Annotated in this window: 12 protein-coding genes, 1 tRNA gene and 2 pseudogenes; 10 read left to right on the top strand and 5 right to left on the bottom strand. The window is 60.7% G+C overall.

Features of this window, described 5'->3' with window-relative positions:
• Window positions 1-136: 136 nt before the first annotated feature.
• On the top strand, window positions 137-2572 hold the full coding sequence (locus ACYYG1_RS13970) for a c-type heme family protein (protein ID WP_461210941.1): 2436 nt from the start codon (window positions 137-139) through the stop codon (window positions 2570-2572).
• Window positions 2569-3966, top strand: a complete 1398-nt coding sequence (locus tag ACYYG1_RS13965; protein WP_461210940.1) for a sigma-54-dependent transcriptional regulator — start codon at window positions 2569-2571, stop codon at window positions 3964-3966. The genes ACYYG1_RS13970 and ACYYG1_RS13965 overlap by 4 nt, the downstream gene beginning before the upstream one ends.
• On the opposite strand, the gene ACYYG1_RS13960 is transcribed toward ACYYG1_RS13965, so the two are convergent.
• Both ACYYG1_RS13960 and ACYYG1_RS13955 read right to left on the bottom strand, forming a co-directional pair.
• Window positions 3963-4646, bottom strand: coding sequence for a class I SAM-dependent methyltransferase (locus tag ACYYG1_RS13960; protein ID WP_461210939.1), 684 nt, complete (start codon window positions 4644-4646; stop codon window positions 3963-3965). The genes ACYYG1_RS13965 and ACYYG1_RS13960 overlap by 4 nt on opposite strands.
• A gap of 159 nt (window positions 4647-4805) precedes the next feature.
• Complete coding sequence (locus tag ACYYG1_RS13955; protein ID WP_461210938.1) at window positions 4806-6995, bottom strand: glutamine synthetase III family protein; 2190 nt, start codon at window positions 6993-6995, stop codon at window positions 4806-4808.
• A 369-nt stretch (window positions 6996-7364) separates the two neighbouring features.
• On the opposite strand from ACYYG1_RS13955, the gene msrB reads away from it, so the two are divergent.
• Window positions 7365-7826, top strand: coding sequence for a peptide-methionine (R)-S-oxide reductase MsrB (msrB, locus tag ACYYG1_RS13950; RefSeq protein ID WP_461210937.1), 462 nt, complete (start codon window positions 7365-7367; stop codon window positions 7824-7826).
• Between the two features lie 3 nt (window positions 7827-7829).
• Here the strand turns inward: msrB and ACYYG1_RS13945 are convergent, their stop codons facing one another.
• Window positions 7830-8225 carry a hypothetical protein gene (locus ACYYG1_RS13945; RefSeq protein ID WP_461210936.1) on the bottom strand — a complete coding sequence of 132 codons (396 nt, stop codon included), beginning with the start codon at window positions 8223-8225 and terminating at the stop codon, window positions 7830-7832.
• 108 nt (window positions 8226-8333) lie between these two features.
• Entirely contained in the window at window positions 8334-10439 is a 2106-nt protein-coding gene (locus ACYYG1_RS13940; protein WP_461210935.1) for a molybdopterin-dependent oxidoreductase, read from the bottom strand.
• Window positions 10440-10683: 244 nt separating this feature from the next.
• Here ACYYG1_RS13940 and ACYYG1_RS13935 point away from each other — a divergent pair, with 244 nt between their 5' ends.
• Window positions 10684-11130: a 4Fe-4S dicluster domain-containing protein gene (locus ACYYG1_RS13935; RefSeq protein ID WP_461210934.1), complete on the top strand. Its 447-nt coding sequence runs from the start codon at window positions 10684-10686 to the stop codon at window positions 11128-11130.
• Window positions 11131-11323: 193 nt separating this feature from the next.
• Window positions 11324-11866, top strand: coding sequence for a GNAT family N-acetyltransferase (locus ACYYG1_RS13930; RefSeq protein ID WP_461210933.1), 543 nt, complete (start codon window positions 11324-11326; stop codon window positions 11864-11866).
• Window positions 11867-11884: 18 nt separating this feature from the next.
• Here the strand turns inward: ACYYG1_RS13930 and ACYYG1_RS13925 are convergent.
• Window positions 11885-12751 (bottom strand): annotated as a pseudogene (locus ACYYG1_RS13925) (LysR family transcriptional regulator).
• A 128-nt stretch (window positions 12752-12879) separates the two neighbouring features.
• On the opposite strand from ACYYG1_RS13925, the gene ACYYG1_RS13920 reads away from it, so the two are divergent.
• The 5 genes and pseudogenes from ACYYG1_RS13920 to ACYYG1_RS13900 all read left to right on the top strand — a co-directional run bounded on the left by ACYYG1_RS13920 (window position 12880) and on the right by ACYYG1_RS13900 (window position 16676).
• On the top strand, window positions 12880-13341 hold the full coding sequence (locus ACYYG1_RS13920) for a C-GCAxxG-C-C family protein (protein ID WP_461210932.1): 462 nt from the start codon (window positions 12880-12882) through the stop codon (window positions 13339-13341).
• Between the two features lie 101 nt (window positions 13342-13442).
• A tRNA-Ser gene (locus ACYYG1_RS13915) sits at window positions 13443-13538 on the top strand.
• 121 nt (window positions 13539-13659) lie between these two features.
• Window positions 13660-14004 (top strand): annotated as a pseudogene (locus ACYYG1_RS13910) (response regulator); the annotation flags it as partial.
• Between the two features lie 240 nt (window positions 14005-14244).
• A complete protein-coding gene (locus ACYYG1_RS13905; RefSeq protein WP_461210982.1) occupies window positions 14245-15099 on the top strand; it encodes a sensor histidine kinase in 855 nt (284 codons plus the stop codon).
• On the top strand, window positions 15099-16676 hold the full coding sequence (locus ACYYG1_RS13900) for a response regulator transcription factor (protein WP_461210931.1): 1578 nt from the start codon (window positions 15099-15101) through the stop codon (window positions 16674-16676). Before ACYYG1_RS13905 ends, ACYYG1_RS13900 begins: the two co-directional genes overlap by 1 nt.
• Window positions 16677-16739 lie beyond the last annotated feature (63 nt).

The following is a 16739-nucleotide window of genomic DNA, read 5'->3' as shown; positions in this document are numbered from 1 at the left end:
ACGGGCGGACGCCGTCCCGGAGCACATTCTCCGGGGCGGCCGTCCCCCCCCGACGCCGCTTGACATGAGCCTCCACCCCGATACTGTGAAGCCGGTCCGGCACCAGGCCACACACAGTCCTTCCCGGCGGCGAACGATGCAGATTACCCGTCCCTACACTCTTCAGACGAAATTCCTGCTGGGGCTCACCGCGGCCAGCCTGGTCATCGGCGTGCTCATCGCCACGGGCTTCTATTTCCAGATGCGCCAGCTCCTCAACGAGGAGGTCCACGGCCGGGCCGCCCTGATCCTGGCCCAGGCCGACGCGGTCAAGGGCTACGTGCAGAAGACCCTGCGCCCCACCATGTACGAGGTGGTGCCCGACACCTTCGTGATCCAGGCCATGAGTTCGTCCTTCGTCACCCGCAGCGTCATGGAAAAGGCGGCCAAGGACGGCGGCGGCCACGTGTTCAGGCGGGTGGCCCTGTCCTCGCGCAATCCGCGCTTCGAGGCCAACGAGTTCGAGCGCGGGCTCATCCAGCGTTTCCGCAGGAAGCCGTCCCTGACCCTCTGGCAGGGCTACGAGAAGATCGGCGGGGTCATGCACTACGTGCTGGCCCGGCCCGTGACCTACAGCGCGGGCTGCATGCGCTGCCACGGCGACCCCAAGGACGCGCCCGCCGAGCTGGCCGCGGCCTACGGCAACCGGGGATTCGGGCACCAGCTGGGCAGCATCGGGGCCCTGGACTTCGTGAGCGTGCCCGTGTCCGCCTCCGTGGCCCACCTGCGCGGGGCCACCGTGACCTTCATGATCATGTTCGGCATGGCCGTGCTGCTGCTGTTCGGCACGGCGAACCTGATTTTCAAGCAGGTGGTGGTCAACAACCTGCGCACCCTGGTCAGCGTGTTCCAGCGCAATTTCACCGACGACAAGGGTACGGCGCTGCTCCGCGAGGTGGAGCGGGGCGACGAGCTGAACGACATGATCAGCGGCATGGAGAAGCTCGGGGACCATCTCTACGACACCCGGCTGCAGCTGCAGGACTACGCCGCCAACCTGGAGAACAAGGTCCGCGAGCGCACCGAGGAGCTGTCCGTGGAGGCCGGGGAGCGCCGCGCGGACGTGCGCCTGTTCGTGGACCTGTTGGGCGGCTTCTCCCACAGCCATTCGCGGCCCGAGCTGTGGCGCCAGTCCCTGCCCTTCGTGGGGCTGCGCTTCGACCTGGCCTACGTGACCTTCATCTGCGGCCAGGGCATGCACAGGCATTATTCCTGGCCCCGCGAGGAGCAGACTCCGGACCTGCCCGAGAACTGGCTGGAGCTGCTGGCCGAGGCCAAGCCCCTGTACGAGGACCACAGGGCCATCGTGCCCGTGGAGTCGCCCCACGGCACGGCCGAGGGGCTGCTGTGCATGTACCAGAAGCCCGGGCGCTCCTTCCGGCCCCAGGACCGGGCCGTGCTGCGCGCCATCGGCCGCCAGCTGGGCATCGCCTCGGAGAATCTCGCGGCCCTGGACAGCATCCTGCGCCACAGCGCCAACCTGCAGTCCATCTTCGAGGGCATCACGGACCCGTTGCTCCTGGTGGACGACACGGGCGATCCCGTGATGGTCAACAGCGCCGCCCGCCGCCTGTCCGCAGACCTTTCCGGCGGGGCCACCGAGGGCGGCCAGGTCATCCCCTTCCTCTGCGAGAGCCTGGGCGATAATTCCGATTGCGACATCTCCGAGGCCATCCGCCGCGACAGCTTCGTTTTCCGCGAGGTGACCCTGGCCGGGGGCCGGTCCTTCGCCCTGTCCATCTATCCGGTGCGCGACGACGGAGGGGAGCGGGGCCAGGTGGTGGTCAGCGTGCGCGAGACCACGGGCGAGAAGCGCATGCTGGCCCAGGTCACCCAGTCCGAGAAGATGGCCACCGTGGGCAAGCTGGCCGCCGGCCTGGCCCACGAGATCAACAACCCCCTGGGCGTGATCCTGTGCTACGCCGAGCTGCTCAAGAACGGCATCACCGGGGACCAGCAGCGCGACGACGTGGACGTCATCGTGCGCCACACCCGCCAGGCCCAGAACGTGCTCCGGGACCTGCTCAATTTCGCCCGGCCCAAGCTCTCCACCTCCGTGGCGGTGGACATGCCCACGGCCGTGGAGGCCGTGGCCGACGTGTTCCGCATCCAGGCCGAGAAAAAGGGCGCGGTCATCCATTTCCACGCCGAAGCGGGCATGCCCCCGGTGCTCATGGAGCCCCAGGTGGTGGAGCACGTCACCGCCAACCTGCTCATCAACGCTCTGGACGCGGTGCCCGAGAGCGGGGGCGAGGTGCGGGTGGAGCTTTCCTACGACGCATCCGACGGCATGGTGCTGTTCACCGTGGCCGACAACGGGCCGGGCATTCCCGAGGACGTAATGCCCTTCATCTTCGACCCCTTCTTCACCACCAAGGAGGTCAACAAGGGCTCGGGCCTGGGGCTGGCCGTGATCTACGGCTTCGTCACCGACCTGGGCGGGCGCATCAGGGCCGTGAACCGCGAGGGAGGCGGAGCCGAGTTCCGCATCCGCCTTCCCGTGGCCGACGGAGCAAAGGAGGACAAGGCATGAGCGGACCCGACACCATCCTGGTGGTGGACGACCAATATGATTTCGCCCAGGGCATCCGGCGGCTCCTGGCCGGGCGTTTCCCGGCCGTGGACGTGCTGGCCGCGGGCAGCGGCGCCGAGGCCCTGGACATCCTCTCCGAGCGCCGCGTGCTCCTGATGCTCACGGACCTGCGCATGCCCGCCATGAACGGCCTGAGCCTCCTGTCCCAGGCCCTGGAGACGATGCCCGCCCTGTCCGCCGTGATGCTCACGGCCCACGGGTCCATCGAGACGGCCGTGGAGGCCTTGAAGGCCGGGGCCTACGATTTTCTGACCAAGCCCGTGGACACGGAGACCCTGTTCCGCGTGGCCGAGAAGGGCCTGGAGCGCAGCCGCCTGTTGGACGAGAACCGCCAGCTGCGCGGCCTCCTGGAGCGGCGCGGGGAGACGCTCATCGGCGACGGCCAGCGCATGCGCCAGGTGCGCGAGACCATCGCGGCCGTGGCGCGCACGGACTACACCGTGCTCATCACCGGCGAGTCGGGCACGGGCAAGGAACTGGTGGCGCGCATGCTCCACGACCTGAGCGCGCGGGCCAAGAAGCCCTACGTGGCCGTGAACTGTCCGGCCATCCCCGAGAACCTCCTGGAGAGCGAGCTCTTCGGCCACGTGCGCGGGGCCTTCACCGGGGCCAACAAGGACCGCGAGGGCCTGTTCGCCGAGGCCGACGGCGGCACCATCCACCTGGACGAGATCGGGGACATCCCCCCGGGCACCCAGACCAAGCTGCTGCGCGTGCTCCAGGAGGGCGAGATCAGGCCCGTGGGCTCGGACCGCACCCGCAAGGTGGACGTGCGCGTGGTGGCCTCCACCAACCGCGACCTCCCGGCCCTCATCGCCGACAACCGCTTCCGCGAGGATCTCTACTACCGCCTGAACGTGCTCATGGTCTCCATGCCGCCGCTGCGCGAGCGCATCGAGGACATCCCGGCCCTGGCCCGGTTCTTCCTGCTCAAGGCCTGGCACGAGCTGGGGCTGAAGGACAAGGGCGTGGACACGGCCCTGCTCTCGGCCCTGGCCGGGCGGGACTGGCCGGGCAACGTGCGCGAGCTGCAGAACTACATGCGCAAGCTGGCCGTGTTCGGCACCGGCGACACGGTGACCATGGCCGCCATGCGCATGGTGGACAACGGCGAGGGCACGGCCTGCCCCGGCCTGGGCGGCGGCCAGGAGCTGCCGCTCTACAAGGAGGCCAAGAACCGCGTCCTGGACAGTTTCACCCGGGACTACGTGGGCGAGATCCTGGCCCAGGCCAAGGGCAACGTGACCAAGGCCGCCAAGCTGGCCGGGCTGTCGCGCGTGGCCCTGCAGAAGATCCTGGCGCGCTTCGACCTGGACGCCTCCTCCTATCGTTAGGGAAGCCGCGCCCCGGCCTTGCGGGCGAGTATCTGGACGATGCGCGACGGGTTGCCGTTCATGGTCGGGACGTCGAGGGTCTCCCGGCGCAGGACGGCGAACCCGGCCAGCAGGCCGAGGATGTGCTCCATCCGGTGGTGCCGCACGACCGCGCCGTCGGCCAGGCGGAACACGCCGTAGTTTCCGAATTCCTCTTCAAACTCCGCATAGCGTCGGCGGTTCCGCTGGTCCTGCTGCAGGGGGTAGTCGCTGAGGTAGAGGACGCCTCCGGGGCGCAGGACCCGGTGGATTTCCTCCTGCACGGCCCGCTGCCCCGCATCCCCGGGCACGCAGGTCAGCATCGCCAACAGGGTGCAGGCGGCAAAGGACTCCCCGGGGAAGGGCAGGCGGGGATGCTCCATGAGCCGCAGGTCCAGCCCGGGGTGACGTTGTGCGCCCAGTTCGATCATCCGCTGGGAGATGTCCACGCCCACGACGTGCGCGTAGCCGTGGTCCCGGAGGTGCGCGCAGGTGCGGCCGTAGCCGCATCCGTAGTCCAGCACGGGTTCCGTGGCCGGGACCAGCTCCTGGAATCCTTCCATGCGCAGCGGGTGGCTGAAGGTCTTGGATTCGGCCGCGCGGTCCCAGTACGCGGCCTGTCGGTCGAGATCGCGGCCCGGATTTTCAACTGGCCTGGGCATGGGGGCTCCGTACGAGGGGTTGGCGGCGGCGCGGGTTGCGCAGGGGATCCGTATATCCCGGGCCCGGGCCGGGAGGCAAGGCCTGCGCATGGCGGGCGCAATGAAAAAGGCCCCCGGAAAACCGGGGGCCTTTGCTTGTGTCGTACTCGGAAGGCGCCGTTACTTGATGAACAGCATCTCCTGGTAGGAGGGCAGCGGCCACTCGTCGTCGGCCACCACTTCCTCCAGGGCGTCGGCGTACTCGCGCACTTCCAGCATGCCGCCGAGGATCTCCTTGCACGTGAAGGCGGCCTGGGCCTTGGCGTCGGCCTTCTCCACCTTGACCTGCTCCTCCAGCTTGGCCACGGCGACCTTGATGCCGCGCAGCTTGGCGGTGACCAGCTCCAGGACGTCCATGCGGTAGTCGTGGCCGATGGCCTTGAGGCTGGCGCAGGTGGCGGCCAGCTCGCCCATGTAGCGGACGGCCGCCGGGATGATCATGGTCTTGGCCATGCGGATGCAGCACAGGGCTTCGGTCAGGACGTGCTGGTTGTACTGCTCGAAGAAGACTTCCTCGCGGCTTTCCAGCTCGCGGGCGGAGAGCACGCTGTACTTCTCGAACATCTTCACCACAGCGGGGGTGGTCAGCACGGGCAGGGCCTCCACGGAGGTCTTCAGGTTGGGCAGCTTGCGCTTCTTGGCTTCCTTCTGCCAGGCGTCGGCGTAGCCGTCGCCGTTGAAGACCACGGAGCCGTGCTTGGTGATGATGTCCTGAAGGAGCTTCTGCACGGCCTCGCTGAGCTTGGCCTTGGTGCGGGGGCCGCCCTTGAGGTCCTGTTCCAGCTCGGTGGCGATGTAGTCCAGGGACTCGGCCATCATGGTGTTCAGGGCCACCTGGGGACCGGCGATGGACAGGTTGGAGCCCACGGCGCGGAACTCGAAGCGGTTGCCCGTGAAGGCGAAGGGGCTGGTGCGGTTGCGGTCGCCGGCGTCCATGGGCAGCGGGGGCAGGGTGTCCACGCCCACGGTGAGCATGCCCTTGGTCTTGGAGGACTTGCAGGCGCCGCACTTGATCTGCTCGAAGATGTCGGCCAGCTGCTCGCCCAGGTAGACGGACATGATGGCCGGCGGGGCCTCGTTGGCGCCCAGGCGGTGATCGTTGCCCGCGGTGGCCACCACGGCGCGCATCAGGTCGCCGTGCAGATGGACGGCGCGGATGGCGGCGGCGCAGAACACCAGGAACTGCATGTTCTCGTGCGGGGTGTCGCCGGGATCAAAGAGGCTGCCCAGGCTCTTGGTGCCAATGGAGTAGTTGAGGTGCTTGCCCGAGCCGTTGATGCCGGCGAACGGCTTCTCGTGCAGCAGGCAGACCATGCCGTAGCGCTTGGCGACCTTCTTCAGGGTGGTCATGACCATCTGGTTGTGGTCGGTGGCCAGGTTGGACTGCTCGTACACGGGAGCGATCTCGAACTGGCCGGGGGCCACCTCGTTGTGGCGGGTCTTGACGGGCACGCCCAGCTTGAACAGTTCGCGCTCGACCTCGAACATGTAGGACAGGACGCGGTTCGGGATGGCGCCGAAGTAGTGGTCGTCCAGCTCCTGTCCCTTGGCGGGCTTGGCGCCGAACAGGGTCCGGCCGGTGAGCTGCAGGTCGGGGCGGGCGAAGAAGAAGTTGCGGTCGATGAGGAAGTATTCCTGCTCGGGGCCGGCGAAGGAGTTCACGCGGTCGCCATTGGCGTGTCCGAAGATCTTCAGCACGCGCTGGGCCTGGGTGTTCAGGGCTTGGTTGGAGCGGAGCAGGGGGGTCTTCTTGTCCAGGGCCTCGCCGGTCCAGGACACGAAGGCCGTGGGGATGCACAGGAAGGTGCCGTTGGGGTTCTCCATGATGTAGGCCGGGTTGGTCACGTCCCAGGCGGTGTAGCCGCGGGCTTCGAAGGTGGCGCGCAGGCCGCCGGAGGGGAAGCTGGAGGCGTCGGGTTCGCCCTGGATCAGGAGCTTGCCGGAGAACTCGGCGATAGCGCCGCCCTCACCGTCGGGGGACAGGAAGCTGTCGTGCTTCTCGGCGGTCAGGCCCGTCAGGGGGTAGAAAACGTGGGTGTAGTGGGTGGCGCCCTTGGACACGGCCCAGTCCTTCATGGCGGCGGCCACGGTGTCGGCGACGGAGGGGTCGAGGTGCTCGCCGCGTTCGATGGTCTTCTTGATGGACTTGAAGACACTTTTGGGAAGCCGCTCCTCCATGACCTTCATGTTGAAGACGTTGCTGCCGAATATCTCGCTGGCGCTGGTCTCGGCGAAATTCAGGGGGGCGGATTCGGGCTTGTAGGTGGTGACCGCCTTGATGGCGTCCCTGCGGGACATGTTGCCGCTCATGATCATCTCACTCCTTGAAAGGTGTTGACGGCCGCCTGTGGCGGCGTGTGTACCGGGTGCGGACGGGCCGCTTAAGTGCTCCGCAGAACCTACCAAATTGCGTGCCATAGGAAATAAGTACCGCAATTCCAGGCAAGTAACTTTTACGGGCCTAGTTGAAAACGTTCAGAATTACGAAAAATGTGAAAAATAAATACGGAAAAAGCAGATTGAGTTGCAAAAATGTAAATCTGGAATTGTCGCACGGGGCGGGGACGGGAGAGGCCTTGGGCGCAATGCGCTTGGAGTTGACTTCTTCTGCGTGAACGTGGTCAGTCTAGCCAGGAATAGACCCGAATACAACCCGATGATGATCCGTCCGGAGGGAGCATGAGCAAGGATTCCCATTGGCGCGAGTATGTGAAGCCGGCCGAAGGCGAGATTCGCGGCATCCTGACCCCGCTGCAGTTCGAGGTCACGCAGCAGCGCGGCACCGAGAGGGCCTTTGAGAACGAATTCTGGGACAGCGGCGGCCTGGGCATCTACGTGGACGTGCTCTCGGGCGAGCCCCTGTTCAGCTCCGCGGACAAGTTCGACTCGGGAACGGGCTGGCCCAGCTTTGCGCGGCCTCTGGAAGAGGGCAACATCACCCTGCGCGAGGACCCCGCCCTGGCCGCCCCGCGCACCGAGGTGCGCTCCTTGCGCGGCGACAACCACCTCGGCCATGTGTTCGAGGACGGCCCCGCGTCCACTGGCCTTCGATTCTGCATCAATTCCGCAGCATTGCGCTTCGTTCCCCGCGAGCGCATGCGCGAGGAGGGCTACGGGGAGTTCCTGGCGTTCGTGGATTGACGCCTACGGGTTGCAGGGCGCATGGTGCGCGGCCAGCAGGTCCAGCATCGCGTCCCGGCGTTCGTCTTCGCCCGCGCCCGTGGCCAGGGCGCAAACGCAGTTCCAGCACTGCGCGCGCAGGCAGTCCCCGTGCGGGGGCGCGGCCAGGGTGCGGGCCAGGTCCGACGTCTGGCCCACGTACAGCGGGTGCAGGACGAACCCGGCCAGATGGCCCCTGGGGTGCAGGTAGCCCAGGACGAACACCGCGCCCACGGCCCTGAAGCGCGCGCCGCGCCCGTGGACAGTAAAGGCGTAGTCCCGCCCCGAGGCCCCGGCCAGGGTCCAGGCCGTCACGCCCGCCATGCCCGGGGGACGGGAGGGCTGCGCGGCCGCGTGCGATTGCGAGGCGTTCGGTTCCATGCTTTGGAAGTCTTGCCCGTATCGCCCGGCTTGTCCAGGCGGGCGAATGGAAAACGGCCCCGCGAGTTCCCGCGGGACCGTTTTTTGTTCTTCGGTCTGAGTGCTGCGCTAGGCCTTTTCCACGCTCACGAAGTGTTCCTGCATGGAGATGGCTCCGCCGGAACGATCCCATTTGCGGATGCCCTTGGGCATCAGCTGGTTGTCCGCCACGCCCCGGCCCAGGGCGCGGGACTCGCAGGGCAGGGTGTGGCCGAAGCCGTGGATCATGAACACGGCCTCGGGATGGATGAAGTCCGTGACCAGGGCCTTGATCTGTCCCGAGTGCCCGTTGGCGCTCACGCGCACCGTGTCGCCGCTCTGGACGCCCAGGCGCTTGGCCTCGGCCGTGTTGATCCAGAGTTCGTTCTCCGGGCGCTGCTCGTGGAGCAGGGGGTTGTTCACGGTGTGGCCCTGGGTGTGCAGGCCGCAGCGCCCGAAGGTGATGCGGTAGCGCCCCTGCGGCGGGCGCTCGGGGGACTGGTAGGGCGGCAGGGACGGCTGGCCGTCGGCCTCCAGCTTGTCGCTCAGGATCTCGATCTTGCCCGAGGGGGTCTTGAACTCGAACGTGTCCATGTCGCGGTACAGGGGCTTGTCGGCCAGGGAGACCAGGCCCGTGGCCGCGAAGTCCTCGAGGGTCACGCCCGTGCCCTCCAGCTGGAAGTTCCAGACGTCCTCGATGCGCTCATAGGCCAGTTCCTTGATGCCCATGGCCTTGGCCAGGCCCGCGTAGATCTCCCAGTCGGCCTTGGTGTCGTACACCGGCTCCATGGCCCGGGCGCGGCGGATGAAGGACGGCTTGAGGCCGTTCTTGGTTGCCAGCACCGAGTCGCGTTCCAGGTACGGGGACAGGGGCAGGACCACGTCGGCGTTCCAGGCCGTGTCCGACCAGGAGAAGGTCACGGCAACCAGCAGCTCCAGCTTTTCCCAGAGCTTCAGGACGTCTTCCTTGTCCGGGAAGGCCATGAGCGGGTCGTGGCGGTGCGCGATGTAGGCCCGGATGGGGTAGGGCTCGCCCGTGTCGATGGCCTCGTAGGCCAGGTGCACCAGCCCGGGCCCGGCGTCGAAGTGCGTGCGCCCGGGCATCCAGCCCACGCCGTCCACGCGCTTGGCCTCGGGCTTGGGGAAGAGGTTCATGAAGGACTTGAGGCCCTTGGCCCCAACGTCCCCGGGCTTGTTCATGATCGGCAGCCCGCCCTTGGCCCCGACGGCCCCGAGCATGGCGTTGATGATGTAGATGGTGCGCGACATGTAGAAGGAGTCGGAGTAGCGGGCGGTCATCCAACCCGGGTGCCAGAGCACCGAGGGCGCGGCCTCGGCCAGCTCATGGCAGAAGGCCACCAGCGCGTCCTTGTCCACCCCGGTCTCCAGGGCGGCCCAGGACGCGGAATAGGGCTCCACGAATTCGACCAGGGCGTCGAACTCCTTGAAATGCTTGTCCACGTAAGCCTTGTCGTAGAGATTTTCGTGGATCAGGGTGTGGATCACGCCCAGGTTGAAGGCGTAGTCCGTGCCCGGGCGGACCAGGAAGAAATTGTCGGACTTGGCCGCGGTGACCGAGGCGCGCACGTCGATGCTGGTCAGCCGACAGCCCGCGTCGCGCGCGTCCAGCACATTGTTGACCTCGGCCACGTTGATGGCCTCGAAGATGTTGCGCGTCTGAAGCACCAGGTGTTTGCAGTTCTTGAAGTCGTAGGCCATGCCCTTGCGGCCGAATCCGAACAGGGACAGGGCGGAGTTCTGCACGTTGCGAGCGCAGGCCGAGTCGTGGTTGTTGTAGTTGGGCGTGCCGATGGCCCTGAGCCACGCGCGGTGGAAGTCGCGGAACGGGCCGCCCCTATCCGAGAAGAGCACGGACTCCTTGCCGTGGCGGGCCTGGATGTCCGCGAGCTTGTCGGCCACGTGGCGGAAGGCCTCGTCCCAGCCGACCCTGCGCCATTTGCCCGAGCCGCGTTCGCCGTCGCGGATCATGGGGTACTGGGGGCGCTCGGGGTCCTCGGTGAGGGCGATGCCCGCCGCGCCCCGGCCGCACAGGGATCCGGCGATGCCGGCCGCGTGGGGGTTGCCCTGCACGAACACGGCCTTGCCGTCCTTGACGTCCACCTGGATGGGGCAGCGCACCGTGCACATGCCGCAGATGCTCATGACCTTGTCGCTATGGGGGGCCTTGTCCTGCATGGTTTTCCTCCGTTCCGGCTGGTTTTGGGCTTAGATACCCTAGCACGAAACTGGTCTTTTTTGTACAGCAAAGAAGGAAAAGATTGGCCTCCAGGATTCAGTATATGCTATGAAAGCGATGGTGAATTGAAATACGGGCTTTGTGATTTAAATCACAAGTATCGCGTTGGGTGTTCCACCCCGGGGCCGGGGCTGATACCAGGGACGTGATACCGGTTCATACCAGCACCGAGGGAGGAGCGACATGGCCAACAAATACCGCATCAAGTTCAACAAGGACCGTTGCATAAGCTGCCACGCCTGCCTTGTGCACTGCAAGCAGAAGAACCGCATCCCCGTGGGCGTGAGCCTGAACAAGCTCTTCTCGGAGGTGGTGGAGAAGGACGGCCGTCCGGTGCTGAAGAACAAATACCAGCCCTGCTTGATGTGCAAGAAGCCCGAGTGCGTGGCCGCCTGCCCCACGGGCGCGCTGGCCAAGCGCCCGGACGACGGGCTCGTGCTCCTGAACCTGGAGCTGTGCGACGGCTGCGGCGCGTGCGTGGAGGCCTGTCCCTTCGGGGCCATGGTCATGCATCCGGGCACAGGCAAGGCCGTGAAGTGCGACTACTGTCTGGACCGCCTGGAGGCGGGCCTGGACCCGGCCTGCGTCACGGGCTGCACGGGCAAGGCCCTGCGCCTGGAGCGGGACTGAGGCGGGATATTCGATTTTCCATTCCGGTGGGAGACGGGGCGTGATGAAAGGGGCCGGGTCGCAAGACCCGGCCCCGATTCGTGCGGGGCGGGGAGGTTTCGCATCGGACGGGACGCTCTCCTGTTGGAATGCGGGCGCATAAGGAGTAGAGGTTGTCCGTCGCCGGGCCATGGACCCGCACAGGAGGAACGCGATGCCTGCTTTGGACCCCCGTCGCTTGATCACGGACCGTCTCGAACTGGTGCCCGCCGGGCTGGACCATCTGGCCGCCGAGCTGGAATCGACGCAACGCCTGGCCGACCTGTTGCGCGCGCGGGTCGAGCCGGGTTGGCCGCCCGGGGAATACGACAGGGACGCCCAGGAGTATTTCCAGCGCTGTCTGCGCGACGGCGGCCCGGAGGCCGAGGGCTGGTACGGTTGGTACGCCCTGGCTCCGGACGGAGGCGAAGGGGCCCTGCTCGTGGGGGGCTGCGGGTATTTCGGGCCGCCCGATTGCGCGGGCGAGGTGGAGATCGGCTTTTCCGTGATGCCGGGCAGCCGGGGCCTGGGCTACGCCACGGAGATGGCCGGGGCCCTGGTCCGCAATGCCTTTGCCGACCCCCGGGTCGCCAGGGTCCGGGCCCGGGCGTCGGAGGACAATGCCGCCTCTATCCGCGTCCTGGAGAAATGCCTGTTCCGGTCCGCCGGGCCGGATGCGGACGGGCTCCGCTGTTTCGAGATCGTGCGGGGGGCGTAGGGCGGCGCGGCGCGGCGTTCACTCCGCGACCATCTCGTGTGCCAGGGCCATGAAGGCGCGCATCAGGGGCGAATGCCAGCGCTCGGCCTGGGAGATCATCAGCAGCATGGTTTCGGCGGGGGCGGGGGGCCAGTCCAGCTCCACCAGCCGCCCGGCGGCCACGTCCTCCCGGACGGCGCGGCGCGGCAGCAACGCCAGGCCGAGCCCGCGCAGCAGGCATTGGCGCTGGCCGGTTCCGCTGGAAAAAACCAGGGTGCGCGCCGTCACATGTTCCTCTTCGAGCGACCGCCCGAACGCACGGCGGTAGCTTCAATCCACCCGCAGGTGCAGGAGCGTCTGCCCGTTCAGGTCGTCCGAGCCGATGCGCCCCTTGGCGGCCAGGGGGTGCCCCGGCGCGGCCAGCAGGGCCAGGGGCTCGGCCCGCAGCATGTCCACGGTCACGTTGGACTGGTTGACCGAATCCGTGAGCAGGAAGGCTAGGTCGATGCGCCCGGAGTTGAGTTCCTCACGCAGGCGCACGTCGTCGCAGTTGATGAAGTTGAGCTCCACCCGGGGATGCTCGGCCAGGAACCGCTCGACGACCTCGGGCATGTACTGCGAGGCCACGGTCTCCGGGGTGCGGATGGTCAGCGCGCCCGCAAGCTCGTCGGACTCCGACAGTTCCGCGCGGATTTCCTCGCTCATGCTCTGCATGCGCAGGGCGTAGCGCAGGAGCTTCTCGCCAGCTTCGGTGAGCAGGGTGCGCTTGCCTATGCGGTCGAAAAGCCGCACGCCGAGTTCCTCCTCCAGGGACGAAATCTGCGCGGACACGGAGGACTGCGCCAGATGCAGGTCCTCGGCCGCGCGGGTGAAGTTCAACCGCTCGGCCACGGCCTTGAAGGTCATCAGACGCCGCATTTCCATGGTTTTCCCTCCTGATCGCGTCGGGCGATGATGCCCATCGGGATTAATCGTTGGACACGATTGATAGACGTAAATAATAGCCTGAGCAAATTCTATTTGGAGGTGCCGACATGGCCATGAATGGAAAGGGAAGCGCAGCCGCGAACCTGGCCGGGAATTTGTTCGGAGCGGGCTATCATTGCGCCGAGGCGGTGGCCAGGGCGGTTTTGGAAACCTTGGGCCAGGATTCGGCCGAGGCCGTGGCCCACGCCACGGCGTTCGGCGGCGGGTTCGGCAACAGCAGCCAGGAGGCCTGCGGCGCGTTGAGCGGGGCGTTCATCGTCATCGGCCACCTGTACCGCAGGCCCGAGCCCGGGGCGAGCTGGGAGCGCCCGGCCGCGCTGGGGGCTGGGTTGCGGGACTGGTTCCTGGCGGAGCATGGCACGACCAATTGCGCGGCGCTGTGCAAAGGGTTCGGCGAGAAGGACCAGATGGGTGAATGCCGCAGGATCGTGTGCGCCACGGCGCGGGCCTTGACTGCGGAGCTTGAGGAGGCCCCGGGCGAAGCCGTGGAGCGGGGCGGGGCGGCGTAGAAACGCGTCCGTCGGAGGGGAGGGCGCGCGGGTTCGATCTTGCCCCTTGCAACCCGTCGCGTTTTCCCCTAAATAATGCCCTCGCCTCCGGGCGTCCAAGCGGAGAGGTAGCGAAGTCCGGCCGTAACGCGCTCGACTCGAAATCGAGTTATGGGTTCATAGCCCATACGTGGGTTCGAATCCCACCCTCTCCGCCACAGAAAACTAAAGGGTTTCAGCTTGTTAGCTGAAGCCCTTTTTCTTTTTCCTAACCCATTCCTAACACTAATGGCACTAATATCTACTTGAAAACGTGAATAAACATGCCTATAAAAAACTATGCGTAAAACAAAAATACTGGTCGTTGACGACGAAAAACATTGTCGAATGCTTTACAGAGAAGAACTTGAAAGCCTTGGCTATCAAGTTCAAACGAACGATGGAGCCAATGCACTAGAAAGCTTCAACATTTATGATCCAGATGTAGTAATACTCGACATTAAACTTGGAGTGGAAATATCAGGGCTGGACATCCTTCGATATATAAGAGATGCAGGCCATGATACTCCAATTATTTTAAATACTGCGTATGATTCATTTCAGCATGATATGAAGTCTATAGCCGCAGATGCATATGTAGTAAAAGACGTAGACCTCAAAGAATTATTCGACAAAGTCGAAATACTATCTAAGAATTCAAACGATAAAACTAGACATAGGACAAATAATATCACGTCATCACGAGAGCAGCAAGCAAAAGAAGCTTTCGATGATTTTATTAGATACATAAAAAAATCAAATATACCAAATTCAATTTTAAAAGACTATATACATGACTTTCATAACTATATTTTAAAGCTATCTGAGATCGAATTACTAAAACTAAGAGCATCGTTATCGACAAATCAATTGAATAAAGACTTTATGTCTATAAAAGACAGATTGCTATCTATGGGTCCATCTCGAAATAATCATGGTGTTATTGAATCAGAATTCGAAAAAACAACATTCTTGTCTAGAAATACTATCTTCAATATTATTATGCACTACGAGAGAGAAATATCTGATAACATCAATAAATCAGAAGTAAATTTTTTAGATTTAATAAATAAGCTTAAGAAAGGGGATTGGGATTATGTAATTTACAAGAACGTTACACAATACATGAACAAAATTAACAGAACTATTCAATCACTGATGACTCCTGAAACGACGAATATCTTACTTAAAGACATTAGGCATGATTTAAAAAACCTTACTTTTTCGATTGCGAACAGCAAGGGGTCACGCCATGCCCTTGACAGGGCTATTAACAAGATAGAATCACTATCTAAAATGAAGTACAATCCTGAAGTACAGCAAATTAAAATCAATTTGCTTATAAGTAATACATTAGATTTATACGACAATAAGAATATAGTATTTATAGAAGACAAAGACGACAGAAGTATATTGACAGAAACAACATTATTCAAATCTATAATAACACAAATAATTGAAAATGCTATTGATGCATCACAAGAAGAATCAAAAATTGTAATTCAGGCTAAAAGTGACGAGTCTGATTTCACAATTGCGATAACAGACAATGGTCCTGGCATCCAAAAAGAAATATTAAACTCAGTATTTGACGAAGGAACGACAACAAAAAAAAATCATGAAGGGTCAGGTCTATACATTGCAAAGCAGATATCGAAGAAATTAAATCTCAAAATAAATATCTATAATAATGAAAAATCAGGAGCGACAGCGACTATAAGCGGTAGTAGGGAGATCTAATGACTTTTAATATAATGATTGCTGACGACAATAAAGACTTCGTAGAGAAGTGTAGAAAACAGCTGTTGGAATTGTCAAGCAGCATAGATATACACTATGACGCAAACACAGCAATACTTCAGATGCAATCGATGCAACATGATATTTACATCATTGACATCAAGATTCCATACGTTAATGCAAAAAAAATTATCAATAACAAAGGAGGATTTATCCTAAGTAAATTTGTCAAAGATAACTACCCAGACTCTCACATACTGTTCATTTCTGGAAACGCAGACATGGAAGACATAAATAAAGTAGCACAAAACTATAGCGAATATTTATATATAAACAAAGGGTCTGAAGAAGACCCTATAGAAGAAATTGCTGACAAAGTAGAAATCATATCTAAAATTATTGAAAAAACAAATCAAGAATATGAATCAAGCCCTTTCGCATCAAGTCCAGGAGCTTCACCATCTCAAACCATCACAGACAGAACTCCTGTCCTCAAAAAAATACTAGCAGCACAAGAGATAACACACAAAAGTACTCCGCAATGTCATCTTATTGCTGGTGACTATTGCCAAGGAAAGACGATCCATCTACGGGATATAGCTAAATCTCTTGCCAAGAGAGAGAGGTTTGCAATCTCTTACAACACTTTGCATAGCATTTCCGACGAGCAGGATATTAATGGAATAATCAACAAAATGATATTGGGATTTGACAAAAGCAAGCCACAAATTAAAGAAATAATTGTCAACACTCTTAAAAAATCTGGATTAAAGATAAAGTTTCCATTTATTGAAGCAAGTGTACCATTAGATCAGATATTTACAAATGACAACAGCTCTATTTTAATTAAAACAATAAAGGCGTTAAATACAAAAGGAATCATCCCGGTCATTATCATTGATGATTTCCATATCGCTTACTCGTCTGAATCCATTCCTAAAAATTTAATGGAATTTATCATTCCGCCAGAAGTCACAGCAAAATACCACTTCATAGCATCACTAAGTAAACCCTCGCTACGAACATGGAACTCTAACACAGACTATATAACAAAAGCATCAAGCTCTAATATTTTTGAGCTACAGAATTTTAGCAAAACGCAATTAAAGGAGCTTGTTGCATCCTGCCTCATGGACTCTCATGTCTCGTTTACAACCAAAACGATTAATAAAATTCACGCACTCACAAATGGGCAGCCATACCTATCAACACTTTTATGCCACCATATTTACGAAATAATTAAGCTTGATGGGGAAAAAGAAAGCCTGATCAATGAAGCCATTCGCAGGTCTGTAAACGAGTCTGGTATTTTCTTTGAACATTTATATGAAGACTTATCTAATGAAGAGAAAATAATATTTGAAGCAATCTCTCTGTGTAGTATTAGTTCAAATATAAAAGAAATAATGTGTCAACTAGTATACATGGATAGAATAGATTTGATTGGAGCATCGCAAAGCATGCTAAACAGCCTTATAAAAAAAGATATTATCGATAACAACAACGGGGCCGTACGCGTTAAGGATAGGCTATTCAGAGAAATCACAAGAATTAAATTACAAGATGTACAGAGATAGTATTCACCTGACACTGCCGCCCCTGGCGGGGTGATTTCTAGGCGGCCGCCTCGGCCGCCTTTT

It is taken from the genome of Desulfocurvus sp. DL1XJH-121, assembly GCF_054819825.1.
Note: the sequence above shows the minus strand (reverse complement) of the source record. Positions and strands in the feature narration are given on the sequence as shown.

What these genes read in the sequence shown, in the direction of transcription:
- ACYYG1_RS13900 (WP_461210931.1), top strand. Translation starts at nt 15,099, where the DNA reads ATGACTTTTAATATAATGATTGCTGACGACAATAAAGACTTCGTAGAG.
- ACYYG1_RS13960 (WP_461210939.1), bottom strand. Translation starts at nt 4,646, where the DNA reads ATGCCCAGGCCAGTTGAAAATCCGGGCCGCGATCTCGACCGACAGGCC.
- ACYYG1_RS13970 (WP_461210941.1), top strand. Translation starts at nt 137, where the DNA reads ATGCAGATTACCCGTCCCTACACTCTTCAGACGAAATTCCTGCTGGGG.
- ACYYG1_RS13965 (WP_461210940.1), top strand. Translation starts at nt 2,569, where the DNA reads ATGAGCGGACCCGACACCATCCTGGTGGTGGACGACCAATATGATTTC.
- ACYYG1_RS13930 (WP_461210933.1), top strand. Translation starts at nt 11,324, where the DNA reads ATGCCTGCTTTGGACCCCCGTCGCTTGATCACGGACCGTCTCGAACTG.
- ACYYG1_RS13940 (WP_461210935.1), bottom strand. Translation starts at nt 10,439, where the DNA reads ATGCAGGACAAGGCCCCCCATAGCGACAAGGTCATGAGCATCTGCGGC.
- msrB (WP_461210937.1), top strand. Translation starts at nt 7,365, where the DNA reads ATGAGCAAGGATTCCCATTGGCGCGAGTATGTGAAGCCGGCCGAAGGC.
- ACYYG1_RS13905 (WP_461210982.1), top strand. Translation starts at nt 14,245, where the DNA reads ATGTCTATAAAAGACAGATTGCTATCTATGGGTCCATCTCGAAATAAT.
- ACYYG1_RS13920 (WP_461210932.1), top strand. Translation starts at nt 12,880, where the DNA reads ATGGCCATGAATGGAAAGGGAAGCGCAGCCGCGAACCTGGCCGGGAAT.
- ACYYG1_RS13945 (WP_461210936.1), bottom strand. Translation starts at nt 8,225, where the DNA reads ATGGAACCGAACGCCTCGCAATCGCACGCGGCCGCGCAGCCCTCCCGT.
- ACYYG1_RS13955 (WP_461210938.1), bottom strand. Translation starts at nt 6,995, where the DNA reads ATGAGCGGCAACATGTCCCGCAGGGACGCCATCAAGGCGGTCACCACC.
- ACYYG1_RS13935 (WP_461210934.1), top strand. Translation starts at nt 10,684, where the DNA reads ATGGCCAACAAATACCGCATCAAGTTCAACAAGGACCGTTGCATAAGC.